This is a genomic window from Enterococcus sp. 7F3_DIV0205 (assembly GCF_002141365.2).
Classification (GTDB): Bacteria; Bacillota; Bacilli; order Lactobacillales; family Enterococcaceae; genus Enterococcus_L; species Enterococcus_L palustris.
In genome coordinates this window covers 385,511-408,034 of the sequence record NZ_CP147244.1, presented here as the reverse complement: position 1 = coordinate 408,034, position 22,524 = coordinate 385,511, and the positions used below count along the sequence as shown (strand labels likewise).

The window sequence follows — 22,524 nt, the reverse complement described above, 5'->3', positions numbered from 1 at the left end:
GATGCTAATATCACATTAAAAGGAGGGGTTATATGGTAGTGAAAATATCCGATTCAGAATTAGAAATATTAAGAATAATATGGGCGCATAATGGGCGAATGATGTTTTCTGAAGTGATTGAAGAACTTCACGCAAAGAATTTTGAATGGAAAAATAACACAATATTAACATTTCTTGCACGTTTGACTGAAAAAAAGATTTTGGAAGTTGAAAAAAAAGGAAGAAGAAATGAATATATTGCACTTCTAACAGAAAAAGAGTACCTAGAACAGGAAACAAAAGAATTTGTGGGGAAAGTATATGAGGGAGAAGTCAAAGGCTTGATTGCTACTTTGGTGGAAAATGAATTGATTTCTGATCAAGAAATGGATGACTTAAAAGAATATTGGGAAAGAAATAGAGAATGATAACTGAAAGAATATTGAACTTGCTTATTTCCCTCAGTATCTCGGGTTCAATATTATTTGGTATTTGGATGATTGTTAGATTGTTCTTGAAAAAAAAGGTTTCAAGACGTTTTCACTATTATTTATTATTAATCGTTTTGTTGCGCTTTATGCTGCCTTTTTCTCTGAATCAAAGCTTTGTGGGCATGCTTTTTTCTTCAATCAAGTCCTCTCCTATTTACGAGATGATTTATGGTTCTGAAGTGAAAAGAAAGCCTTCTGTCTTTGTCGGCGATAATGTGGTTTTTAACGATAACATTATCATGGGACGTAAGAATCAAACGATTGCTCCATACATTCTATATATTTGGTTAGCAATCACTGTTGCTTTAATGGTCCAAAAAATCACTAAATATCAAAGCTTCGCTAAATATATCAAAGCTGATTGGCAGGCAGTTGATAATCCTGATATTATCGATATTTTGAGCGATATTTGTGAAGACAAGAACATCACAACTCCCATTGATCTTTATACAACGCCACTCGTTTCGTCGCCTCTACTATTAGGCGTTAAAAAAAATTATATTGTTTTGCCTCATGAAGATTTGACTCAGGAGCAACTATATAGCATTTTATCTCACGAAGTGACTCACTATCAAAATAAGGATATTTTTTATAAATGGTTTATGCAGATAATTGTTTGTATTCATTGGTTTAATCCTGTCGTCTATTCTATCGAAAAAATTATGAACCAAGAGTGCGAATATGCCTGCGATGAAGCAACTACTCGTTCCTTCACAAACGAAGAACGTTACCATTATGGCAATACATTGATCGAAATGGCTAGCTCTCCTGGTAGATATAGCGAAAAAGTTGCATCAATTACCCTTTATGAAAACAATAAAGAAATCAAAAAACGCTTAGAATCAATTTTACTTTACCAAAAAATAAAACGACCTAAGCGTATCACAACGCTCTTATCCATTATTGGACTTACCTTTACTGCTTTTATTTTAGGGGCTGCTATCCCACCATCTAAAGTAGCGCCTAGTGAAAACAAACCGATAACAGATATCGAGACCAAAGATAGCTCTGACAGCAAGCCTTTAGGCAGACCCCTCTCTTAACTAAATAAATGATATCATCTTTCATAAAGCAAGTATTAAGTACTACTTGCTTTATTCATTTAAAAAGGGGGATTTTGAGACAGATCGTAAAGACTTGCCCAACTAATCCAGCTTCGATCTGTCCATTCATTTTTTCTACAAGCTCTTTCACGATAAATAGTCCTAAGCCAGTTGAATTCCCTCCTCTTGCCTTATCCGATATATAAAATTTACTAAAAATTTTGGACATGTCTAGCTCGCTGTTTGGTGATAGGTCATTTTCAAATAAAAAGACAGCTTGATCCTCCTCTGCTATAAGAGAGATTATTACATTTCTTTGACCATGATCCAAACTATTTTTTATTAGATTAGAGAAAATACGATTTAGTGCAGCACTATTTCCAAGAATAAATAGTGGAGTTTCGGTAATCGAAATGGTTGGTTCTAACTGGATTTTTGAAAACTGTTGATAAAATGTAAAAATGGTTTCCAGTAAAACTTGATTAACTTGGATTTTCTCCATTTCTATCTCATATGCATCATTTTCCAATTTAGTATATGTAAAAATGGTTTCCAATAATTCTGTTAATGTCTTAACTCTATTATCGATTATTTCGATATACTGCCGACGCTTTTCTTCGTCCTCGCTTTTTACTAATAATTGAAAATAACCGTCCAATGAAGTTAAAGGAGTACGAATATCATGAGCTAGATTTGTAATTGAGTCCTTCAATTGTTGTCCCTGTTTTTGCGCAGTGATTTTATTTGAACGATGCTCAATCAAAAGTTGATTAAGCAAATTTAACAATTCATTTAATTGTTTGTCACTAAATTGATTCGTCAGTAAGAGGTTACTTTCATGCTGCTGAATAAACTGTATTTGCTTGTTGATACTTTTTATCTGTTGGCGATACTGGAGTAATCGCACGAATAGTAACAAACAAATGCTTCCAGCAATGCTAACAACTATCATCATAAACAAACCTCTTACTTCCTACTGATTTTTTAGTCTACATCTCTCTTTTGCTTCATTATAACGCTATAAGTTAACATTATAACAATAAACACAACAGACACGATAATTCCACGTACAATAGTTGATACGGAAGAATCTATTGAAACACTGGGAATAATTCCCGTGATAGTGTAATTCATTATATTGAATGCTTTATCCGTTACTAACTTATGAATAATATCATTTATGATTTTATAGATGTAGCTAAGTCCCCCAAAAGTTATTAAAATACCTACTAACATACTAGCAACTGATTGTTTGAACAATGTGATGATTCCCAGAACAATAGCAGCAAATGCAACATGAAAAATAAATTGTAAGCCTACTTCTTTGAATAAGTCAAAAATATTTCCGATCTTCACTGACTCAAAAACAATGTTACCAACAGTAAAGAAAACTAATAGACCACTACTAAAAGAAAGCAACACAAATACAGATTGGCTAACAAATTTTGATAAAGCTAGCATTCCTCTAATTTGAACCTGCCCTGCAATATTTTTAGTAAATCCAGAAACTTCTTCACGATTGATAAATAAGACACTAAAAATCACTATTCCCATCATAAATGAGTTACTTCCTGCCATGATTGTAAATAATAATTTTAAATCCATTATATTTTTGAGTTCCTCAGTATTCGTGCTAATACCTAACTTAACATCTGCATCAGGTTCACCTATTGAATTGTTCATTGGTAGAATCAACATAATCATAAAAGATAGCAGTCCGACCAATACAAAATAGGTGCTTTTTGAACGAAACATCCGGTATAAATCCATTTTTATGACATTAACCATAGTTAGTCCCCTCTGTTAAAGCTAAAAAATAATCTTCTAATGAAACCTGAGATGTTGTAATTGAATGAATCGCACTATTCTCCTTAGCTAGAGCTAAATTAATTTCACTACTTCTAGATAATTGTTCATAAATACGAATCGTATTTCGGTTTACTACTTTATAATTTAGAATTCCTAACTTTTCAATCACAGTAGTTGCAAGCATAGGGGCATCTAATTGTATCTCGATAAACTGGTTACATTCATTCATTAGTTTCTCATGGGAAATTTCTTGAATCAGCTTCCCTTTATTTATAAATCCATAGACAGTAGCCATTTTGGCAAGCTCCTCTAACAAGTGACTAGAAATCATAATAGTAATATTTTTTTCTTCCACCAATTTTATCAAAATCTCTCGTATTTCAACAATTCCTTCTGGATCCAAACCATTAATGGGCTCATCTAATATCAATAAATCTGGTTCACCAATCAAAGCCATTGCGATTCCTAGTCTCTGTCTCATCCCTAAAGAAAATTCTTTGACTTTCTTATTACCTATTTCAGCCAATCCTACCATATTTAATAATGTTGATATATAATCTCTCCCACGTAAACCTATAGCAATTTGTTTCAATTTCAAATTATCAACTGCACTCATATCCTCATATAAACCAGGTTCTTCGATCAAGACGCCGATACGAGAAAAATGACTTTTAGCCTGCGTTCCACTTTCTCCAAACAAAGAAATTTCTCCACTACTCGGAGTCGCCAATCCACTAAGCATTCGCATAATGGTCGTTTTTCCTGCCCCATTCTTCCCTACTAATCCATAAATCGCTCCTCGTTTGATATGTAAATCCACATGTTCAACAGCAAAGCGATCGTTATATTTCTTACTTAAAGACCTTGTTTCTAACAAATAATCACTCATTGTTTGTTTCCTCTCTTTCTGGTTAAACTTACTTTATCTTACAGATACAAATTCAACATAAAAAAGAGTTAAAGAAAATTTGAAAACCTAACTTTGTAAAGTAAAGCCCACTCCCCAAACTGTTTTGATCCACTCTTCTTGCGTTTCCTTTTTGATTTTTTGACGAATATTTGAAATATGAACATTGACTGTCTTATCTTCACCTACATAAAAATCATTCCAGGCATATTCATAAATTTCTTGCTTACTAAATATTTTTTTAGGATAAGACAGGAACAACTCCATGATGTTAAATTCTCTATGTGTTAAGGCAATTTCCTGCCCTGCTACAAATAGAGCATTTCTATCTTTATTCAGTGTCAACGATCGAAATGACTTCAAACTCCCTTGATAAGGGCTACTTTTTCGCAATTGTACTTGAATACGCGCCAATAGCTCTTCAATTTCGAAAGGTTTCGTCATATAGTCATCTGCTCCACTAGTCAACATCTCAACTTTAGTATCTAACACATCTTTTGATGAAATGATAATAATTGCTGCAGTACATTTTTCTTTTATAAGCGGTACTAATTTTTCTCCCGTAATCCCTGGCAACATTAAGTCTAATAAGATAACTTGAAAGTTTTTCTTTTCTATACACAACAATGCTTCTGACCCAGAATAAGCTTGTGTACAGGAAAATGATTCTGTTACTAATGTTTCATAGAGTAGATCATTAATATAAGAATCATCTTCCACAATCAAAATGTTATTCATTTTTCTTCTTCATCCTTCTTGTCCATAGCTTAGATTATTTTTAACCATTGCTATTCATTATATCAGAATATATATCAAAAAAGCCCTCAAGTTTGAACACCCATGGGCTTTTTTTGAATCATCAATTTATAGAAAGAAATACCTAACCAGTTCAAGTACAACTAAATGAATCGGATAAAACCAGTAGAATCCCCATTTGACCCATTTAGGAGAATAGCCTCTTTCACCGTTATATTGTACTAATAAAAATAACACTGCTAAAAAACCAAATTGCGAAAATGCTTCTGCTATCCAAGATGGCGCAGCATTATTCATGAACAAACCAACAAGCGAAATAGTTTCAAAAAGCATAAATGTGCCAATCATTGTTCTTTTTTTACCTATTTGATTGTGATTTATATAGAAAGACCAAATTATAAGAACCCCAATAATGGACCAATCTGAAAGGATCGTCAGAATGCTAAATAGTAAAACTGTTAGTACGCGCATTACTTTATTACTCGTTCGTGAATAAACAATCAACATCAATAATCCCATCAATAGAGTAAAGAAAATATTATTAGGCATATCAGTAATCGAAAAAGCATATGTTGGGTTATGAAGCAGATAGAATGGATAAATCGACACTAGCCAAAAAAGAATTAACCTCATACAATACTTTCTTACATTTTTAGTGTAATGAAATCCTTCTACTAATAGATAGGCCATGATCGGAAATGTAAACCTCCCGACAAATTCTGAGATTGCAAAAAATCCTATCGTGTTTGTACTGTGGCTCCATGAAAAAATAATCCCAGCATGATTGACGGCCATAGCAGTCACTGCAATAATTTTCAAATGAAATGCATTAAGTTTTTTATTCATTATTTGTTCTCCTCTTTTCTTTTGTCTACTAGTTTTTATTGCTCACCATTTAAAATAATTTGTTATCTATACTTTAATAAATAAGTGAAAAAACAACTCAAAAAAAGAATAAAGAAAAGGTAAAGTTTGGAAAAATACTGCTATCTTTTTCTTTGTAATCTAACGAATACAGACAAATTATTAAGTCTCTTTAAAACAATCTAAAAATAAACTACAGAAAAACTATAAGCACGCAAAAATGTTCCCTTTCTTATCAAAACAAACAATCGACATTTTTAATATTATTGTTTTATAATTATCTATTGTTTTTCCATTAATCATAATTTATAATGCCGAAAGTATTTACTATACCCGTTACAAATATTATAATGAATGATGAATGACTTTTCGTGTTCATCTAGAACGATCCAGTAAAAAGAACTTTTTTACTATAAATAATCAACTAAAGGTTTATACTATTAAAATAATCAAATTTTTAATAGTAAAAATAAATATTATTATTATTTGGAGGTCAAGAAATGAAGAAGTTTTTAAGTGTGAGTGCATTGGGGTTATTATCATTTTTAATAGTTGGATGTGGTGGAAATGACACATCAAAAGAGAAGGTAGATTCTACTAAAACTGAGGCATCATCAGAAATTAAGGATTCAGCAAAAGAAAAAGGTACAGATACATTTAAAGATAACATTCTCACTACAAAAGATTACACAATTAAGATTACTGGTCATGAATATCTTGAGGGATATCAAGATTCTACTGTTTTAGCGATTACTTTTGATTTTACAAACCATAGCCAAGAGAATGTTCAAGCTTATTCCTCATTTTTATACTCTTTCAAAGTATCACAAGAATTTGAAAACACAGTTGAAGAATTAAATATGGGTATTATTGCTGATCATGAAAAATTTACAGAAGAAACTAGCCAAGGTGTCGTGGATGTTAAACCAAATGGTACAGTACATTCAGTTTCTAATTATGAAGTCAAAGACCCTTCAAAACCAGTGGATATTAGTGTGAAAGCAAACATGTTCTCAGACAAAGTCTTAGGAGAATTTAAATTTGATCCAGCACAATAACTAAGTTGTAAAAAAGTTAGGTGTTATCTAAATAGCTTATTCTCATTTTGAAATCAATTGCTAATGAGAATAAGCTATTTCTATTTGAATTACATTCATCATCCCTAGAAAACTAAGCTTTTACAAAAAGATATAAAATTCAATTAAGATTCTGATATTAGATCCACAAGCAATGAAAAGAAACTAAAAATTTGCCAACCAAGTGCCTTAGATATTGGCAATTGGTTGACAAATCATATAAAGTATATGAAAAATTGATGATTGTTTCAAAAAAACTCTATTATTTCTTCGGTTCATCCTCGTCCATTTTCAGAACTGCCATGAAGGCTTCTTGAGGAACTTCAACCGAACCAACTTGTTTCATCCGTTTCTTACCATCTTTTTGTTTCTCTAATAATTTACGTTTACGTGAAATATCCCCACCATAACACTTAGCCAAAACGTTTTTACGTAACGCTTTGATCGTAGAACGTGCAGTGATTTTTTGACCAATTGCCGCTTGAACTGGCACTTCAAATTGCTGACGAGGAATTAATTTTTTCAACTTCTCAACAATTACTTTTCCACGTTCAAAAGCAAAATCTTTATGCACAATAAAACTTAAGGCATCGACTTTTTCTGAGTTCAATAAAATGTCCATCTTCGATAAATTACTCTTACGGTAACCGATCATTTCGTAATCTAATGACGCATATCCTTTTGTACCAGACTTCAAACGGTCAAAGAAATCATAAACAATCTCAGACAATGGCATATCATAAATGACATTTACTCGGTATTCATCCAAATAATCCATTGTGACAAATTCCCCGCGTTTACGTTGAGAAATTTCCATCACAGCTCCGACATATTCATTTGGCACCATGATCGTTGCTTTAACATATGGTTCTTCAACAAAATCCACTGAGCTTTGATCTGGGAATTCGGCAGGATTATCAACAACGATCTTTGTCCCATCCGTCTTTGTTACATGATAAATTACAGAAGGAGCCGTTGTGATCAAATCAAGATTAAATTCTCTTTCTAAACGTTCTTGAATAACATCCATATGCAACAGACCTAAAAATCCGCAACGGTAACCAAAGCCTAACGCTTGAGAAGACTCTGCTTCAAACTGTAACGCAGCATCATTTAATTGTAATTTTTCTAAAGCTTCTCGTAACTCAACATACCGTGAATTGTCGATTGGATACAATCCGCAATAAACCATTGGATTCATTTTACGATAACCATCTAATGCTTCTTTTGCAGGATTATTCGCTAGGGTCACAGTGTCTCCTACTTGGGTATCACGAACTGTTTTAATTGCAGCTGTAATGTAGCCCACATCGCCAACCATCAAGAAATCCCGGCTGATCGGTTTCGGAGAAAATATACCAACATCTGTTACTTCAAATGTTTTATTATTATTCATCATCATGATCTTATCGCCAGGTTTTACAACCCCGTCCATGATCCGGACATTTAAAATAACCCCACGATAACTATCATAGACTGAGTCAAAAATCAATGCTTTTAACGGTGCTTCAAGATCACCTGTCGGCGCTGGAACTAAATCAACGATTTGTTCCAAAATATCTTCAATCCCAATACCCGCTTTAGCACTAGCTAAAACTGCATCACTGGCATCGATCCCGATCACATCTTCGATTTCTGTACGAACACGCTCTGGATCTGCTGCTGGTAAATCGATTTTATTGATAACTGGAATAATCTCCAAATCATTATCCAAAGCTAGATAAACATTTGCTAGCGTTTGTGCTTCAATTCCTTGAGCCGCATCAACAACTAAAATCGCTCCTTCACAGGCTGCTAAACTTCTTGATACTTCATAAGTAAAATCAACATGTCCTGGCGTATCGATCAAATGAAAAATGTACTCTTCACCATCTTTAGCGGTATATGTCAACTCTACTGCATTTAACTTGATCGTAATTCCACGTTCACGTTCCAAATCCATAGCATCCAGCAATTGATCTTGCATTTCACGATCCGACACAGTTTCAGTCTTTTGCAAAATACGGTCAGCCAGTGTGGATTTCCCATGGTCAATATGAGCAATAATGGAAAAGTTACGTATTTTTTCTTGTCTTTGCTTCATTTCATTTATATTCATTAATAGTCCTCATTTCTTTTATGAAAAGCTGAATGAGCTTGTGATTTCATTGAATAGTTTATTCGCTCATCGCTCAGATCATTTTCAATCAGCACTTCCCATTATAGCAAGATTTCCACTGAAATTAAAGAACTTTCCTATGTTTGCCTACGGCTTTTACAAATCCGTTGATTTATCTCATATTCTTAGTAAGTAATACTCTATTTATTCCATTTTTTTTGATATACTGGAGATAGTAAACTAATTGGAGATGGAAAAATGGACCAAAAAGAGTTCAGAGATAATTTAGAATTAAAAGCAGTAGATGAAAAATATGTGGATCAGTTCAATGAATTATTGAGTTATGTCTTTCAATTTACGGAAGCTGATTTAGAAGAAAGCGGCTATGAAAGTAAAAAAGAATTGATCAAATCAAAACAACCTATTTTAGAACAATCAAAAGTATTCGGGTGGTTTCATGATGAACAACTGATTTCTCAAATTGCGATTTATCCCTGTGAAGTAAATATACATGGGAAGCTTTTCAAAATGGGGGGTATTACAGGTGTTGGGACCTATCCTGAATATGCGAATCACGGCTTGATGCAAGATTTGATTCATCTTGCACTTAAAAATATGAGAGAAGATAAACAATGGATTTCTTATCTTTACCCTTACAGCATTCCATACTATCGTAGAAAAGGCTGGGAAATCATGTCAGATAAGCTGTCGTTCAAAATTCGTGATACCCAATTACCTAAGCAAATTACTGTTCCAGGAATGGTGGAACGTGTAAGTGTAGACCACGAAGACGTATTTACGGTTTATGCTAAATTTGCTCGTCAAAATCATGGTGCCTTGATCCGAAGTGAATTTAATTGGGAGGAATATTGGCGCTTTGAAAATGAAGATGAACGCACGGCTGCTGTTTATTATGGAGCGAATCAAGAGCCTTTAGGTGTGCTGTTTTACTGGGTAGCGGAAGATGTGTTTCATATTAAGGAAATGTTCTACATCAATCAAGAAGCACGTAATGGACTATGGAATTTCATTTCGGCTCACTTTTCAATGATTGATTGGGCTGAGGGAGATATTTATAAAAATGAACCCCTTGCTTTTTTACTTGATGATAGCCAGATCAAAGAAACGATCGAACCTTATTATATGGCTAGAATTGTAGATGTTAAGGAAATGCTGTTAGCTTATCCCTATGCAAGTACCGCAAAACCATTTCACTTTGTGGTAAATGACCCTGTTGCTGAATGGAACAATGGTATTTTTAGTTTACTATGGGATGAAGATGATCAAGTTTCTGTGTCGGATGAGCCATTAGGTCAAGCGGTACAAATCGATATTCAGACTTTGACTTGTCTCTTGATGAATTATCGCCGTCCAACATACTTGCATCGAATCGAGCGTTTAAATACGGATAAAGAAACTTTAAATTCTTTGGAACGAATTTTCCCTGATCAAGAAGCCTATTTTAGTGATTACTTCTGAGGATTTATTGATTGCCAAAAGAGCTTTATTATTAAATGACGATTACTGGAGGAAACATACATGAAACTATACTTTGCTGGACCGATGTTTGCAAAAGCAGACTTACTTTATAATGAATATATGGTGAAACAAATCCGTGACATAGATGATTCGATTGAGGTTTATTTACCGCAGGAAAATGGTGCGATCAATGATAAAACCGCCTATGCTGATAGTAAAATGATTGCTTTAGCTGATACTGAAAAAGTTCTTGAAAGTGATTTGCTTGTAGCTATTTTAGATGGTATTACGATCGATGCTGGTGTAGCATCTGAAATCGGTGTTGCTTATGCCAAAAATATTCCAATAATTGCTTTGTATACAGATACTCGTCAACAAGGTTTTGATAACCAGAAAAAACTAGCAGCTTTAGGCGATACTGCAGAAAATCAATTCCACTATTTGAACTTGTACACTGTAGGTTTAGTTAAATTGAACGGGACTGTTGTCACCACAGAGCAAGAATTTTTAGATTTGATCAAAAAACAGTTAAACAGATAATTTACTTGCTTATTATAATATAAGGATATCGGAGGCTTTTATATGAAATTGGAATTTGAGGATAAACAAGAAAAAAGCGCCTTTTATTTTTTACTTGCATTTGGTGTTATTACGTTAGTCGTCAATATCATTAAGACATTTGTGGTTCAACCAACTGAACAATACGTATTGTTGACGTTTGAAATGATTGCAGGAATTGCTGTGATTTTTGTTCCTTTTGTTTTCACAAAATTTACTGGATTGGTTTTTCCAAAAATGGTACGGCTTTATTATTGGTTCTTCATTTGGATCGCAGTTTTTCTAGGGACAGGGTTACGATTAATTATCATTGTGCCATTTTGGGATAAAATTCTTCATGCAGTCAGCCCGATTTTATTAGTCGCTGTGGGTTATGCAATTATTGGCTATTGTTTACGTGACTCAGATTTTTCTAAAATCAGTCCTTGGTTATTCATTATTATGGGCTTTGCCTTTGCTGGATTATGCGGCGTTTTCTGGGAGTTCTGGGAATTTCTTTGTGATTCGCTAGGGAATATGAACTTGCAACGTTATATGACAGAAGCTGGCCAGCCTTATATCGGTCGTGCAGCCTTAATGGATACTATGGGGGATTTATTTACTAATACGATTGGTGCATTGATTTTAACGGTTTATAGTTTCACGCAACGTCATAAACCTGACTATTTTAAAGCTTATGCGTTTAGAAAAGTGAATAAATAAAAAAACGACAACTTTAGTCATTCTAAAGTTGTCGTTTTTTATTTATTCTACTTCTAACTCAACTGAAATATTTCCTCTTGTTGCTTTTGAGTATGGACATACTTCATGAGCTGCCTTAACTAATTCTTCTGCTTTTTCACGATCGACATCATCGATTTTTACCGATAATACAACCCCAACTTGAAAGCCAGTTTGTTCATCGCTAAATAATGAAACAGTCGCTTTTACTGTGCTTTTTGATGTAATTTTTTGTTGTGCCATCACAAGTTCTAAAGCACTGTTGAAACAAGAGCTATATGCTGCTGCAAATAATTGCTCTGGATTTGTTTTATTTTCTTGATGAGGACCAGGTGATGTCACTTGATAACTAAATGATTTATCCGGTGAGAAAACTTCTCCTTCTCTTCCGCCTGTATTGATGATCGTTGTTGAATAGATTTTTTTCATGATTCTTTCCTCCAATTCCTATTATCATAACTATATCGTACAATTAAATTGTACACAATATTTTTGCCGATGTACAATAGTTTGCTTCATACCATTCAATTCTACTTCTAAAAAAACTCCAAAAAGTAGGGATTTAAATCATCCTCTTCTTTTTGAAGTCTTTCGGTACTATATTTTAATGGTTGATTTCACCAATTTGTTTGCTTAAAGAGTTGATTTGTTCAATTAATGAAAAATATTCTTTTTCATTGAAATCAAGCTGATTTAAACACCCTTGTACTTGATCATAGATTTCTGTTTCTAATTGAGCCGCTTTTTCTGAAAGCGAAACAATCACGATCCGTTCATCTTCTGGCAGTCTATTGCGATGAATGTAACCATTTTTCTCCATTCTTTTCAACATAGGAGTTAATGTTCCTGTATCAAGCGCTAGTTTTTCACCAATATCTGAGATCCTTTGATCTGAATATTCCCATAAAACGAGCAAGACTAAATATTGGGGATAGGTTAAATGAAATGGTTTCAACGCCTTAGCATACATTCTGTTAAACTGTTTTGAGGCTGTTTGTAAAGAAAAACAAAGCTGCTCTTCTAATCTTCTGCTTTTTTTATTCACTAAATCCCTCATTTAAATTGTTATTATAATAGTTAGATTCTACACAATATCATTTTTAAAATCAATTTTTTACACTTAAAAAAATGTGGCTGAGACATAACTTTTCGCGTTATGTCTCAGCCACTTAGAATCCGAATAAACAATTGTAAAAAAAGTAGTTCCTTCTTTCTCAGAACTAGGTATTTTGCCCACTCTTTTACTTTCTAACTTATTCTTCTATTGGTTCATTTTCAAAAACTAACTGTTCATTCAACAGACTGATCGTTACTTTTGTTTTCGGCAATACTCGGCCTGAAACGATTTCTTTTGCTAATGGAGTTTCTACTTCCTTCGTAATAAAACGTTTCAATGGACGAGCTCCGTAAGCTGGATCATAACCACTTTCAGCGATCCAAGTTTTTGCTTCATCAGAAATCACTAATTCGATTTCTTGATGTTCTAAACGTTTCGCTAATTGAGCCGTCATTTTTCCGATAATGCCTTTGACATTTTCTAGGCTTAGTGGTGTAAATAAAATTGTGTCATCAATTCGATTTAGGAATTCTGGTTTGAAATTCCCGCGTAAAATCGTCATCACTTGCTCTTCAACAGCTTCTGGAATCGTTCCTTCTGGCGTCACACCTTCAAGCAATAATTGAGAGCCAATGTTACTTGTCATGATCAAGACAGTATTTTTAAAATCAACCACTCGGCCTTTAGAATCCGTCAAGCGACCATCATCTAACACTTGAAGTAAAATGTTAAATACATCAGGATGCGCTTTTTCGATTTCATCTAGTAAAACGATCGTATATGGATTACGACGAACAGCTTCAGTTAATTGACCGCCTTCTTCGTAACCAATGTAACCGGGAGGAGCTCCAACCAAGCGAGATACACTGTGTTTTTCCATATACTCACTCATATCGATCCGAACCATGTGATCTTCTGAATCGAAAAGATCTTCCGCTAAAGCTTTAGCAAGTTCTGTCTTACCAACACCTGTTGGACCTAAGAATAAGAAAGAACCTAATGGACGATTTGGATCTTGTAAACCAGCACGAGAACGAATCACTGCATCACTCACAGCATCTACAGCTTCATCTTGACCGATGACACGTTTGTGAAGGGTTTCGTTCAATTTCATTAGTTTTTCCCGTTCCCCTTCAACTAGTTTGGTCACAGGAATGCCCGTTAAACGACCAACGACTTGCGCAATCTCATTTTCAGTTACAGCTTCTTGTACCATGCGTACATTGTCTTTCGCATTTTTAGCTTCAAGCTGTTTCAATTCTTCTTCTAATTGTGGAATCGTACCATGACGAAGAACAGCTGCTCTTTCTAGATCATAATTATTTTCAGCATCTTCTAGTTCATGTTTTGCTTTATCGATTTCTCCACGTTTATTGCTGACAGCATTGACTTCTTCTTTTTCTGTTTCCCACTGCATCTTCATTGCATTGGCTTCTTCTCGAAGATCTGCCAATTCTTCTTGTAATGCACCTAAACGTTTTTTACTAGCATCATCTGATTCTTTTTTCAACGCCGCTTCTTCAATCTCTAATTGCATTAAACGACGTGTTACTTGATCCAGTTCAGTTGGCATTGAATTCATTTCAACCCGAATTGTCGCACTTGCTTCATCGACTAAATCAATAGCTTTATCTGGCAAGAACCGATCAGTTATATAACGATCTGATAAAGTAGCCGCAGCCACCAAGGCATTATCGTGGATATTTACGCTATGATGAATTTCAAAACGTTCTTTAAGCCCACGTAAAATACTGATCGTATCTTCCACCGTTGGTTCTTTCACTAAGACTTTTTGGAAACGACGTTCTAATGCTTTATCTTTTTCCATGTACTGACGATATTCATCTAGTGTTGTAGCACCGATCAAATGTAATTCCCCACGAGCTAACATTGGTTTTAATAAGTTTCCGGCATCCATACTACCTTCTGTTTTGCCTGCGCCAACAATGTTGTGAATCTCATCAATGAATAAAATGATACGACCTTCACTTTTCTTTACTTCTTTTAGGACTGCTTTTAGGCGTTCTTCAAATTCGCCTCGGAATTTAGCTCCGGCAATCAAAGCCCCCATATCTAATGAAAAGATTGTTTTATCTTTTAAGTTTTCAGGCACGTCTTTACGAACGATTCGTTGTGCTAACCCTTCGACGATTGCTGTTTTACCAACCCCTGGTTCACCAATCAAAACAGGATTATTTTTTGTTTTACGAGATAAAATCCGAATCACGTCACGAATTTCTTCATCACGACCGATAATTGGATCTTGATTACCGCTTTTAACTTGTTGGACTAAGTCCACCCCATATTTTTCTAATGCTTTGTATTGTTCTTCTTGATTTTGAGAAGTCACACGATCTCCCCCTCTCATGTCTTCGATATTTTTACGTAGTTCTTTTTCTGTGATTCCTTGACTTGTTAAATATTTTGTTAAACGATAATTTTTCAATTTCATCAACGCTAAGATCACGATTTCAGTTGCTAGAAACTCATCTTGAAACGATTCTCTAAGTTTGTCTGCTTCAGCTAATAAGTTAAACAGATTCTGACTCATGCTTTGACCATATTGAATATTGCTGCCTTGAATACTTGGATATTCATCGATTGCTTTATCGATTTCGCGCTCAAAAGCATCTACATCAACTCCAGCGTCTGTATAAAAATTACGACCAAAATGATTCGGCTGCAAAAAAATCTTCCATAGGTGAGCAATATCGATTTCCTGATGATGACGAGTGACTGCTACTTGTTGCGCCTCTGCGATTGCCTCTTGTAAAGTCGTTGTCATTTTTTCGATGTTCATAGAATTACCTCCTAAATTTAAAAGCGTAACGGGCTCGTTCAGATTCGAATGAAAAATAGGAAATTATGAATGAAGTGCTTTTTGCCTCAATCATCATTTATCTTTTTTCCGAGAAACTAGCCCGTGTAACTAGATGTTATTAAAGTATAACGAGCTTGATCAGCCTTGACTGAAAAATAGAAAAATGTGAGTATGATGCTTTTGGTCACAATCCTATTTTGTCTTTTTTCCGAAAGGCTAGCTCGTGGAACTAGATACTGTTAAAGTATAACGAGCGCTGCTCCAACTAATACATATTGCATTCTTCTCCACGAAACTTGTCTACACTATAATATAGTATCGTTTATTCCTCAAAAAGACATTAGGTCTTTTGTACTATTTTTTCAAGGACTAAAGTCTGATCAACTTTGACCTTATAAATCAATTATACTCAATTGGTCAGTAAAGGTCAAATAAAAACTATGCTATTTTGACAAATTCTTTCTCTCTATTTTTATGATACAACTTATTCATTTTTTCGCAAATATTATTATCGTTGGAATAAAAAATGGGGGTTGAGCTATAACTTTCCAAGTTATAGCTCAACCCCCAAAAATCCAAACAATCAATAACTCTAATTACAGTATTGTAACGATGAGCTAGCTGAAAATGCATTGTGTCCTTTATCAATCAATTGCTAAAAAAATCAGATTTAAGCACTTCCTAACCAAGCGATTATTCAGCCCGTATAGAAAACAATAGCCATTTTTTATTTAATAAAAAAACCTTCTAACTTTTCTTTTTCATTGATAGAGATCGTAAAGACTCTTTTATCTTTTTCATATTTAGCAACTAAAACTACCACATAAAAGCCATCTTTTTTTTCAACTGTACTTTTCTCAAACTTTTCAAAATTTCCCGACTTTTTAAGAAGTGGAGCCACAACCGCTTCAAAATCTGTTTTATTCAACTGTTTTAGCAATTGATCTGAAAAAGACTCACTAGCTTTTTCATAATCACCATCATTAATTAAGCTTACAACCTCTTCCGCTTTGGCTGTCATTTTAGTTGACGTTTCTTGATCCACCTTTTCCCCGCAAGCGGCTAATAACATAATTCCCGTAAATATAATGATCATTGATGATATTATTTTTTTCATTATATAACACTCCACTCTCTTTTTAATTTCCTAACATAAAAACCTAGGCAAATCACAATAATCCCAAAAAGACTTTCGGTTAGAATAAGTGATCCTCCACCAAAAAACTGTGCAATTATAACAATCGAATCAACCAACGCATGTAAAAATAGTGCTATCCATAGAAAACGACGATCGTTTTCTTTTACGCTTTTCATCACAATTATTGATAACTCTACATGAAGTGTCATCGCAATGATTCTCTCCAGACTTCCCCAAAGAAGGTCACTATTTATAATTCCTTGGCTATTTGCGGTACTAAGAAAAATAAATGCAGTTATACCTAGAAATAAAAAAGCTTCAACTCCACCATGACCTAAACCAAAAAATACAGCAGTTTGAAAAGAATGATTCTTTTTCAAGCAATATTTCATGATTAAATACCTACCTACTTCTTCAAAAATCCCAGCTGTAATTGCTAAAAAAAACATGTAAAGAACAGGGTGTATCGCTTGAAATAGATTAAAATCAATACTATTTTTTGATAAAAGTTGTAATAATGGAATTCTTAATCCTACTTGAAAAATAATAAATGTCAAAGCACCTAAAAGAAACGCTTTTATATACTGCTGTTTTACCAAGCAATATATAAACATCACCACTGGAAAAATACCACCTATGCTTAACGCTATCCATGCACTAAACAATTTACTCACCTCTTCTCCTAGATCATTTCAAAATAAGTATACAATGCCTCTCCTATTATGTAATGGTTCAGTTCAAAAGCGGTTCTTTTTCATTCATAAGCGGTTTAAACTAGCTTTTTTTACTTTTCAAAATTTGGATAAAATAAGGTTGTTCTATGATAGTTTCTAGCATTAAATTAGCTGAATGATTTACGATTTGCTCTAATGAAAATAAACCATAACCTCTTAAATTCTCTTTGTCTTCTTTTGTTGATTCTGCTTTTTTGAACAATTTATCTGCTGCCATTATATTTTTAGAGCAACTATTTTTTACAACAAACAATTGATTATCAGCCACTTCAAAAAAAGCAATAATCAGTATTTTTTCATTTGATTGGACAGCTTCTTCAATGGCATTATCAATCACAATGGATATCCCTCTAATAAAATCAACCAAGTCTATATATATTTCTGTTATTGCTCCTGGTATATCCACAGTAACGTTCAAATTACGCTGACAAGCATCAATAACTTTCACACTTAAAAGACTTTTGATTTCAACTATTTTTATATTGGTTAATTTAGTGAGTTCAAGTTCTTTATTAGAAATTAGTTGTGAAGTAGGTTTAATCACTTCATTATAGACTTGCTTAATTTGTTCCAAATCCTTAGAACGAATACTTTCATCTAAAGAAAGAAGTAAATTCAGATAATCATGGCGAAAAGTGCCCAATTCCTCATGAAGAATTTCCAACTTCTCTGTATATTGCTTCATCTCATAATATTCCGATTCTTTTTGTTTCGCTAAGTACCTCTTTTGGGTAAGTTTAAAGCTATAATAAAAGAAAAAAAGAGCTAATCCAAACGCTAAAAACAACAATGGATATGCAATTGATTCAAACTGCCAAAAATACTGTTGGAAAAAAAAGGACTGCGGATTAAATGCTGTAAAAAGAAAAAAATTACAAATCAAAATGAATAGGATGCTTAAATAAAGCATCGGACTTTCAACTAAATAAGCATATACTTGGCTAATTTTTTTTCGTAGAATCATCAATAAACCAAACATAAGCAATACGACGACTAAAGGAAGTACAATAAAAGTTGACAAATAAAGAGGAATTGCTGAATAAATCACAAACCAACTGAGAATTTTATTCAACTCACTTTGTAAAAAAGTAATCAAAAAAACAGTTAATCCTGAAAAATAAAGATTTTCTACTATTGATAACTTATGCTGCTTTTGACTTAAACCTAAGTAAAATAATATTAGAAAAATAGTTAAAACAGAATAAACGTTGTAACCACTACTGTTAAAAAATCCCGTAACAATCGTTAATACAGCATTCATGAGGAAAAGTTTGAGCCAGGTCACTTTACTATTTATCAGCTCCAAATAAAATATAAAATAAACGAATCCAATTACTAAACTTGTACTTACAGTCATTATCCCCATCTTTATTTACCAACCGTCCCTAATTTTTTCTAACCATTTTTACCTAGCTCTCCATCGATCCATCACTGCTTTTAAAAGCCGCCTTGATACTGGGATGTTCATACCATTTGACAATATCAACTCACGCTCATTAGAATTTATTTCACAAATTTTATCCAAATTGACAACATACGATTGATGACAACGAACAAATTGACTCTTTTGGTGCTCAACTTCTTTTAATTCTCCATAAAAACGTAGCGATCGGTTTTCTGTATAAAGCGCTAGGCGGTGTGCCTCAGTGGTCATTGCATAATAAAAATCTGAAATTGGCACTTTGATTGTTGAATGACTATTATCAACGATTAAATAATCCTCAACCACCTGTTTTTGATTCAACTGCTGGTATTTAACCAGACATTTTTCAACATCTGATTTCAACATTCTGGGCTCTGTCATTTTGTCCAAAAAAGTCAGAGCAGACACCATATATTGATAAGATATCGGAGCAAATTCTGAATGTGTTGTTATAAACACAATTAAACCTGTATCGTCAATGGCGCGAATTCTCTTAGCAACCTCAAACCCATGATATTTTGACCGCTTAATTTCAATGTCTAGAAAATAAAGGTTTTGCGTTATTGATTTTGACATCTGTTCTATAATCCGTTCCCCTTTATTGGTAACATAAATATCCTCATAATTGATACTCTTTTCCTGACAAATTTCTTCTACTAGTCTTTTTAACGCTTGTGCTTGGATAACATCATCTTCCAAAATAAAAATACTCATCTTTTTTCAATCCTCGATTAATCGTCATTATACTTAATTATACAAGCTTTTATATAAAAATGCAGGTCAATATCGATAAATAAAAACAAAGACAAAAATCCCATAAAGAATTTCTATCTCTGCTTTTTTAGATAAACTCTAATTATATATGACCTCTGTATTTTACAATAATTCACCAAAGCGTCTCACATAGAATTTTTTAACAATCATTACTAAAATCAAGTAACTAACTATGGTTAGACCTAACCAAGCAAAATAGTTTAATGGCAATTCAGCTAAGCCTAAACTTTGACCAAATCCCGTAAATGGTAAAATCGTTCCAACGGCAATTCCTAATGAAGTAATCGTTGTTAAAATAAATGATGCTCGACTTTGTAAAAATGGCATTTTTGGCGTCCGCAATGTATGGATCACCAAAGTTTGCGACCAAAGGGATTCTACAAACCATCCTGCGTGGAAAATCGCAATAAAGGTTGCTTGCTGTGCTGGTGCTAAGTCATGATAATTGCCGCCAACCAATTGAGGACAGATAACAAAATACATTAATAGATATGTCGTAATATCAAAGACTGAGCTAGTAGGTCCTAACCATGTCATGAACGAACCAATTTTTGAAGCATCCCACTTCTTAGGTTGCTCCAAGTATTCATCATCAACATGATCCCATGGTATCGACATACAAGAAATATCGTAAATCAAATTCAAAAACAGCAATTGTAGAGGTAGCATCGGTAAAAAAGGTAAAAAGATACTAGCAACAACAACTGAAAACATATTACCGAAATTAGAGCTCGCTGTCATTTTGACATATTTCATGATATTCCCAAATGTCGTTCTACCTGCTAACAAGCCTCGTTCCAGAACCATCAAGTCTTTTTCTAGCAAGATGACATCCGCCGATTCCTTTGCAATATCGACAGCCGTATCGACAGAAATGCCTACATCCGCTTCTTTCATAGCAGGCGCATCATTGATTCCATCCCCCATAAAACCAACCGTATGCCCTGCTTCTCTTAATACCTGAACAATTCTTGTTTTTTGTTGTGGGGTCAATTTAACAAAAATGTTATATTTTTCAGCAATCGTTTTTAATTCAAAATCGTTCATTCGTGTAATTTCATTTCCAGTGATTAACTCTTCATTGGCTAACCCCACTTGTTTACACACTGATTTTGTCACTAACGCATTGTCGCCAGTCAATACTTTAACACCGACACCATGATTTTTTAGCGCTTCTAAAGCCGCTTTCGTTGTTTCTTTTGGCGGATCAAGGAAGGCAAGGTAGCCAATCAAAACCATTTCATTTTCATCAGAAACAGAGAATTCATCAACCGTCGCAGGATTTGTTTTTTGAGAAACTGCTAATACACGTAGTCCATCTTCATTTAACTCTTCAACTGTTTTTAAAATTTCACTTTTAAGCTCTTCTGTTAACGGTGTGACTGTGCCTTGATAATCAACATAGCCTGAAATTTCTAGCATTTCTTCTACAGCGCCTTTAGTGATCATTTGCGTTTTTCCAGAAGTATCTTCGATTACAACACTCATCCGACGACGTTTAAAATCAAAGGGAATTTCGTCTACTTTACGATACTCAGAAGGATCAATCGACAGTTCTGATTTTGCTGCATCAATGATGGCAACATCCATTAAATTTTTAAGTCCTGTTTGATAATAACTATTGAAAAAAGCATGACGTAATACACGACTATCTTCTTTCCCATCACAGTCTAAATGATATTCTAGGATAATTTTGTCTTGGGTAAGTGTCCCTGTCTTATCAGTACATAAAATATCGATCGCACCGAAATTTTGAATCGCATTTAAATTCTTTATGATAGTTCCTTTTTTCGCCATACTTGAAGCACCTTTTACAAGATTGGTCGTGACGATCATTGGCAACATTTCCGGCGTTAAACCAACTGCAACTGATAAACCAAAAAGAAAGGCTTCAAACCAATCACCTTTTGTTAAGCCATTGATCAAAAATACTGCAGGTGCCATCACTAACATAAACCGAATCAATAACCATGACGTTTTGCTAATCCCCACTTCAAAATTTGTTTGAGGATTTTTGTCAGAAACATCTTGCGCTACTTTACCGAAAAGCGTACCATCTCCTACTGAGACTACGATTCCTTCCGCGCTACCACTAATGACATTGCTGCCCATAAATACGATATTTTCATACTCTGTTTCAACACTGTTTACCTTTAATTTATAGTCTGCTCTTTTTTCTACTGGATAACTCTCACCTGTCATGGCAGATTGAGAAACAAATAAATCTTTGGTTTTCGTTAGTCGTATATCCGCCGGAATCATATCCCCAGCAGATAATTTTACGATATCACCGCAAACAATTTCTTCTATCGGAAGCTCAACTGTCTTCTTTCTACGAACAACAGTTGCAGTCACCTTTACCAAATTATTCAATTTTTCTGCCGCTTGATTTGATTTAACCGATTGAATCAAGGTCATTGTTCCACTGATCAAGACCATTGCTAAAATGATCAAAACACCGACAAGATCACGATCAGCAGGTGCTGCAATCACATAATCAGTAATAAATGAAATGATCGCTAATGTAAGTAATACAATCGTAAAAGGGGTAAAGTACGCTTTGATCACTTCAAGAAACAATGGTGTTTTCTTTCCATGTGTAATAATATTTTCCCCATATTCTTCTCTAGATAAAACAGCTTGTTGATGGGTGAGGCCTCCTTTTGAAGACTTGAAATACGTTATGATATTTTCTATTGAGTTTCTTGCAAAATACTCATAAGATTGATTACTCTGTTTAGTTTCTAATACTCTTTTCTCCATTTGCTTCTCCTTCTTTCTAAAGCTCTGATCAATA

General features: G+C 34.0%; 20 protein-coding genes. 6 read left to right on the top strand and 14 right to left on the bottom strand.

Going from position 1 to position 22,524, the window contains the following annotated elements; all coding sequences use genetic code 11:
• Positions 1-32: 32 nt before the first annotated feature.
• Both A5821_RS01865 and A5821_RS01860 read left to right on the top strand, forming a co-directional pair.
• Positions 33-407: a BlaI/MecI/CopY family transcriptional regulator gene (locus A5821_RS01865; RefSeq protein WP_170922931.1), complete on the top strand. Its 375-nt coding sequence runs from the start codon at positions 33-35 to the stop codon at positions 405-407.
• 80 nt (positions 408-487) lie between these two features.
• Entirely contained in the window at positions 488-1,513 is a 1,026-nt protein-coding gene (locus tag A5821_RS01860; protein ID WP_249921815.1) for a M56 family metallopeptidase, read from the top strand.
• Between the two features lie 55 nt (positions 1,514-1,568).
• Here A5821_RS01860 and A5821_RS01855 read toward each other — a convergent pair whose 3' ends face one another.
• From A5821_RS01855 to A5821_RS01835, 5 genes are all read right to left on the bottom strand, one after another.
• Positions 1,569-2,468: a sensor histidine kinase gene (locus tag A5821_RS01855; RefSeq protein WP_086312820.1), complete on the bottom strand. Its 900-nt coding sequence runs from the start codon at positions 2,466-2,468 to the stop codon at positions 1,569-1,571.
• A gap of 29 nt (positions 2,469-2,497) precedes the next feature.
• Positions 2,498-3,301 carry a hypothetical protein gene (locus tag A5821_RS01850; RefSeq protein WP_086312819.1) on the bottom strand — a complete coding sequence of 268 codons (804 nt, stop codon included), beginning with the start codon at positions 3,299-3,301 and terminating at the stop codon, positions 2,498-2,500.
• The gene (locus tag A5821_RS01845; RefSeq protein ID WP_086312818.1) at positions 3,294-4,211 is read right to left on the bottom strand and encodes an ATP-binding cassette domain-containing protein; all 918 of its coding nucleotides are present in this window, start codon (positions 4,209-4,211) and stop codon (positions 3,294-3,296) included. The genes A5821_RS01850 and A5821_RS01845 overlap by 8 nt, the downstream gene beginning before the upstream one ends.
• An 87-nt stretch (positions 4,212-4,298) precedes the next feature.
• On the bottom strand, positions 4,299-4,967 hold the full coding sequence (locus A5821_RS01840) for a response regulator transcription factor (RefSeq protein WP_086312817.1): 669 nt from the start codon (positions 4,965-4,967) through the stop codon (positions 4,299-4,301).
• Between the two features lie 126 nt (positions 4,968-5,093).
• Complete coding sequence (locus A5821_RS01835; RefSeq protein WP_086312816.1) at positions 5,094-5,831, bottom strand: TraX family protein; 738 nt, start codon at positions 5,829-5,831, stop codon at positions 5,094-5,096.
• Positions 5,832-6,349: 518 nt separating this feature from the next.
• On the opposite strand from A5821_RS01835, the gene A5821_RS01830 reads away from it, so the two are divergent.
• On the top strand, positions 6,350-6,907 hold the full coding sequence (locus A5821_RS01830; protein ID WP_086312815.1) for a DUF5067 domain-containing protein: 558 nt from the start codon (positions 6,350-6,352) through the stop codon (positions 6,905-6,907).
• A gap of 280 nt (positions 6,908-7,187) precedes the next feature.
• On the opposite strand, the gene lepA is transcribed toward A5821_RS01830, so the two are convergent.
• Positions 7,188-9,023 carry a translation elongation factor 4 gene (gene lepA / locus A5821_RS01825; protein WP_086312814.1) on the bottom strand — a complete coding sequence of 612 codons (1,836 nt, stop codon included), beginning with the start codon at positions 9,021-9,023 and terminating at the stop codon, positions 7,188-7,190.
• A gap of 258 nt (positions 9,024-9,281) precedes the next feature.
• Between lepA and A5821_RS01820 the strand changes: the two genes are divergently transcribed.
• From A5821_RS01820 to A5821_RS01810, 3 genes are read left to right on the top strand one after another with little or no spacing between them, the layout of a single operon-like run.
• Positions 9,282-10,502 (top strand): GNAT family N-acetyltransferase, encoded by a 1,221-nt coding sequence (locus A5821_RS01820; protein WP_086312813.1) that lies wholly within the window; start codon positions 9,282-9,284, stop codon positions 10,500-10,502.
• Positions 10,503-10,562: 60 nt separating this feature from the next.
• Complete coding sequence (locus A5821_RS01815) at positions 10,563-11,042, top strand: nucleoside 2-deoxyribosyltransferase (RefSeq protein WP_086312812.1); 480 nt, start codon at positions 10,563-10,565, stop codon at positions 11,040-11,042.
• A gap of 42 nt (positions 11,043-11,084) precedes the next feature.
• Positions 11,085-11,762 (top strand): hypothetical protein, encoded by a 678-nt coding sequence (locus A5821_RS01810; RefSeq protein WP_086312811.1) that lies wholly within the window; start codon positions 11,085-11,087, stop codon positions 11,760-11,762.
• Between the two features lie 42 nt (positions 11,763-11,804).
• Here A5821_RS01810 and A5821_RS01805 read toward each other — a convergent pair whose 3' ends face one another.
• From A5821_RS01805 to mgtA, 8 genes are all read right to left on the bottom strand, one after another.
• Entirely contained in the window at positions 11,805-12,209 is a 405-nt protein-coding gene (locus tag A5821_RS01805) for an organic hydroperoxide resistance protein (protein ID WP_086312810.1), read from the bottom strand.
• A gap of 175 nt (positions 12,210-12,384) precedes the next feature.
• Positions 12,385-12,825 (bottom strand): MarR family winged helix-turn-helix transcriptional regulator, encoded by a 441-nt coding sequence (locus A5821_RS01800; RefSeq protein ID WP_086312809.1) that lies wholly within the window; start codon positions 12,823-12,825, stop codon positions 12,385-12,387.
• A gap of 208 nt (positions 12,826-13,033) precedes the next feature.
• On the bottom strand, positions 13,034-15,637 hold the full coding sequence (gene clpB / locus A5821_RS01795) for an ATP-dependent chaperone ClpB (RefSeq protein WP_086312808.1): 2,604 nt from the start codon (positions 15,635-15,637) through the stop codon (positions 13,034-13,036).
• A gap of 748 nt (positions 15,638-16,385) precedes the next feature.
• Positions 16,386-16,775, bottom strand: coding sequence for a DUF3887 domain-containing protein (locus tag A5821_RS01790; protein WP_086312807.1), 390 nt, complete (start codon positions 16,773-16,775; stop codon positions 16,386-16,388).
• Positions 16,775-17,461, bottom strand: coding sequence for a YhfC family glutamic-type intramembrane protease (locus A5821_RS01785; protein WP_086312806.1), 687 nt, complete (start codon positions 17,459-17,461; stop codon positions 16,775-16,777). Before A5821_RS01785 ends, A5821_RS01790 begins: the two co-directional genes overlap by 1 nt.
• A 109-nt stretch (positions 17,462-17,570) precedes the next feature.
• Positions 17,571-18,887 carry a GHKL domain-containing protein gene (locus tag A5821_RS01780; protein ID WP_170922930.1) on the bottom strand — a complete coding sequence of 439 codons (1,317 nt, stop codon included), beginning with the start codon at positions 18,885-18,887 and terminating at the stop codon, positions 17,571-17,573.
• 48 nt (positions 18,888-18,935) lie between these two features.
• On the bottom strand, positions 18,936-19,667 hold the full coding sequence (locus A5821_RS01775) for a LytR/AlgR family response regulator transcription factor (protein ID WP_086312804.1): 732 nt from the start codon (positions 19,665-19,667) through the stop codon (positions 18,936-18,938).
• A 162-nt stretch (positions 19,668-19,829) separates the two neighbouring features.
• Entirely contained in the window at positions 19,830-22,490 is a 2,661-nt protein-coding gene (mgtA, locus tag A5821_RS01770; RefSeq protein ID WP_086312803.1) for a magnesium-translocating P-type ATPase, read from the bottom strand.
• Between the last annotated feature and the right edge of the window lie 34 nt (positions 22,491-22,524).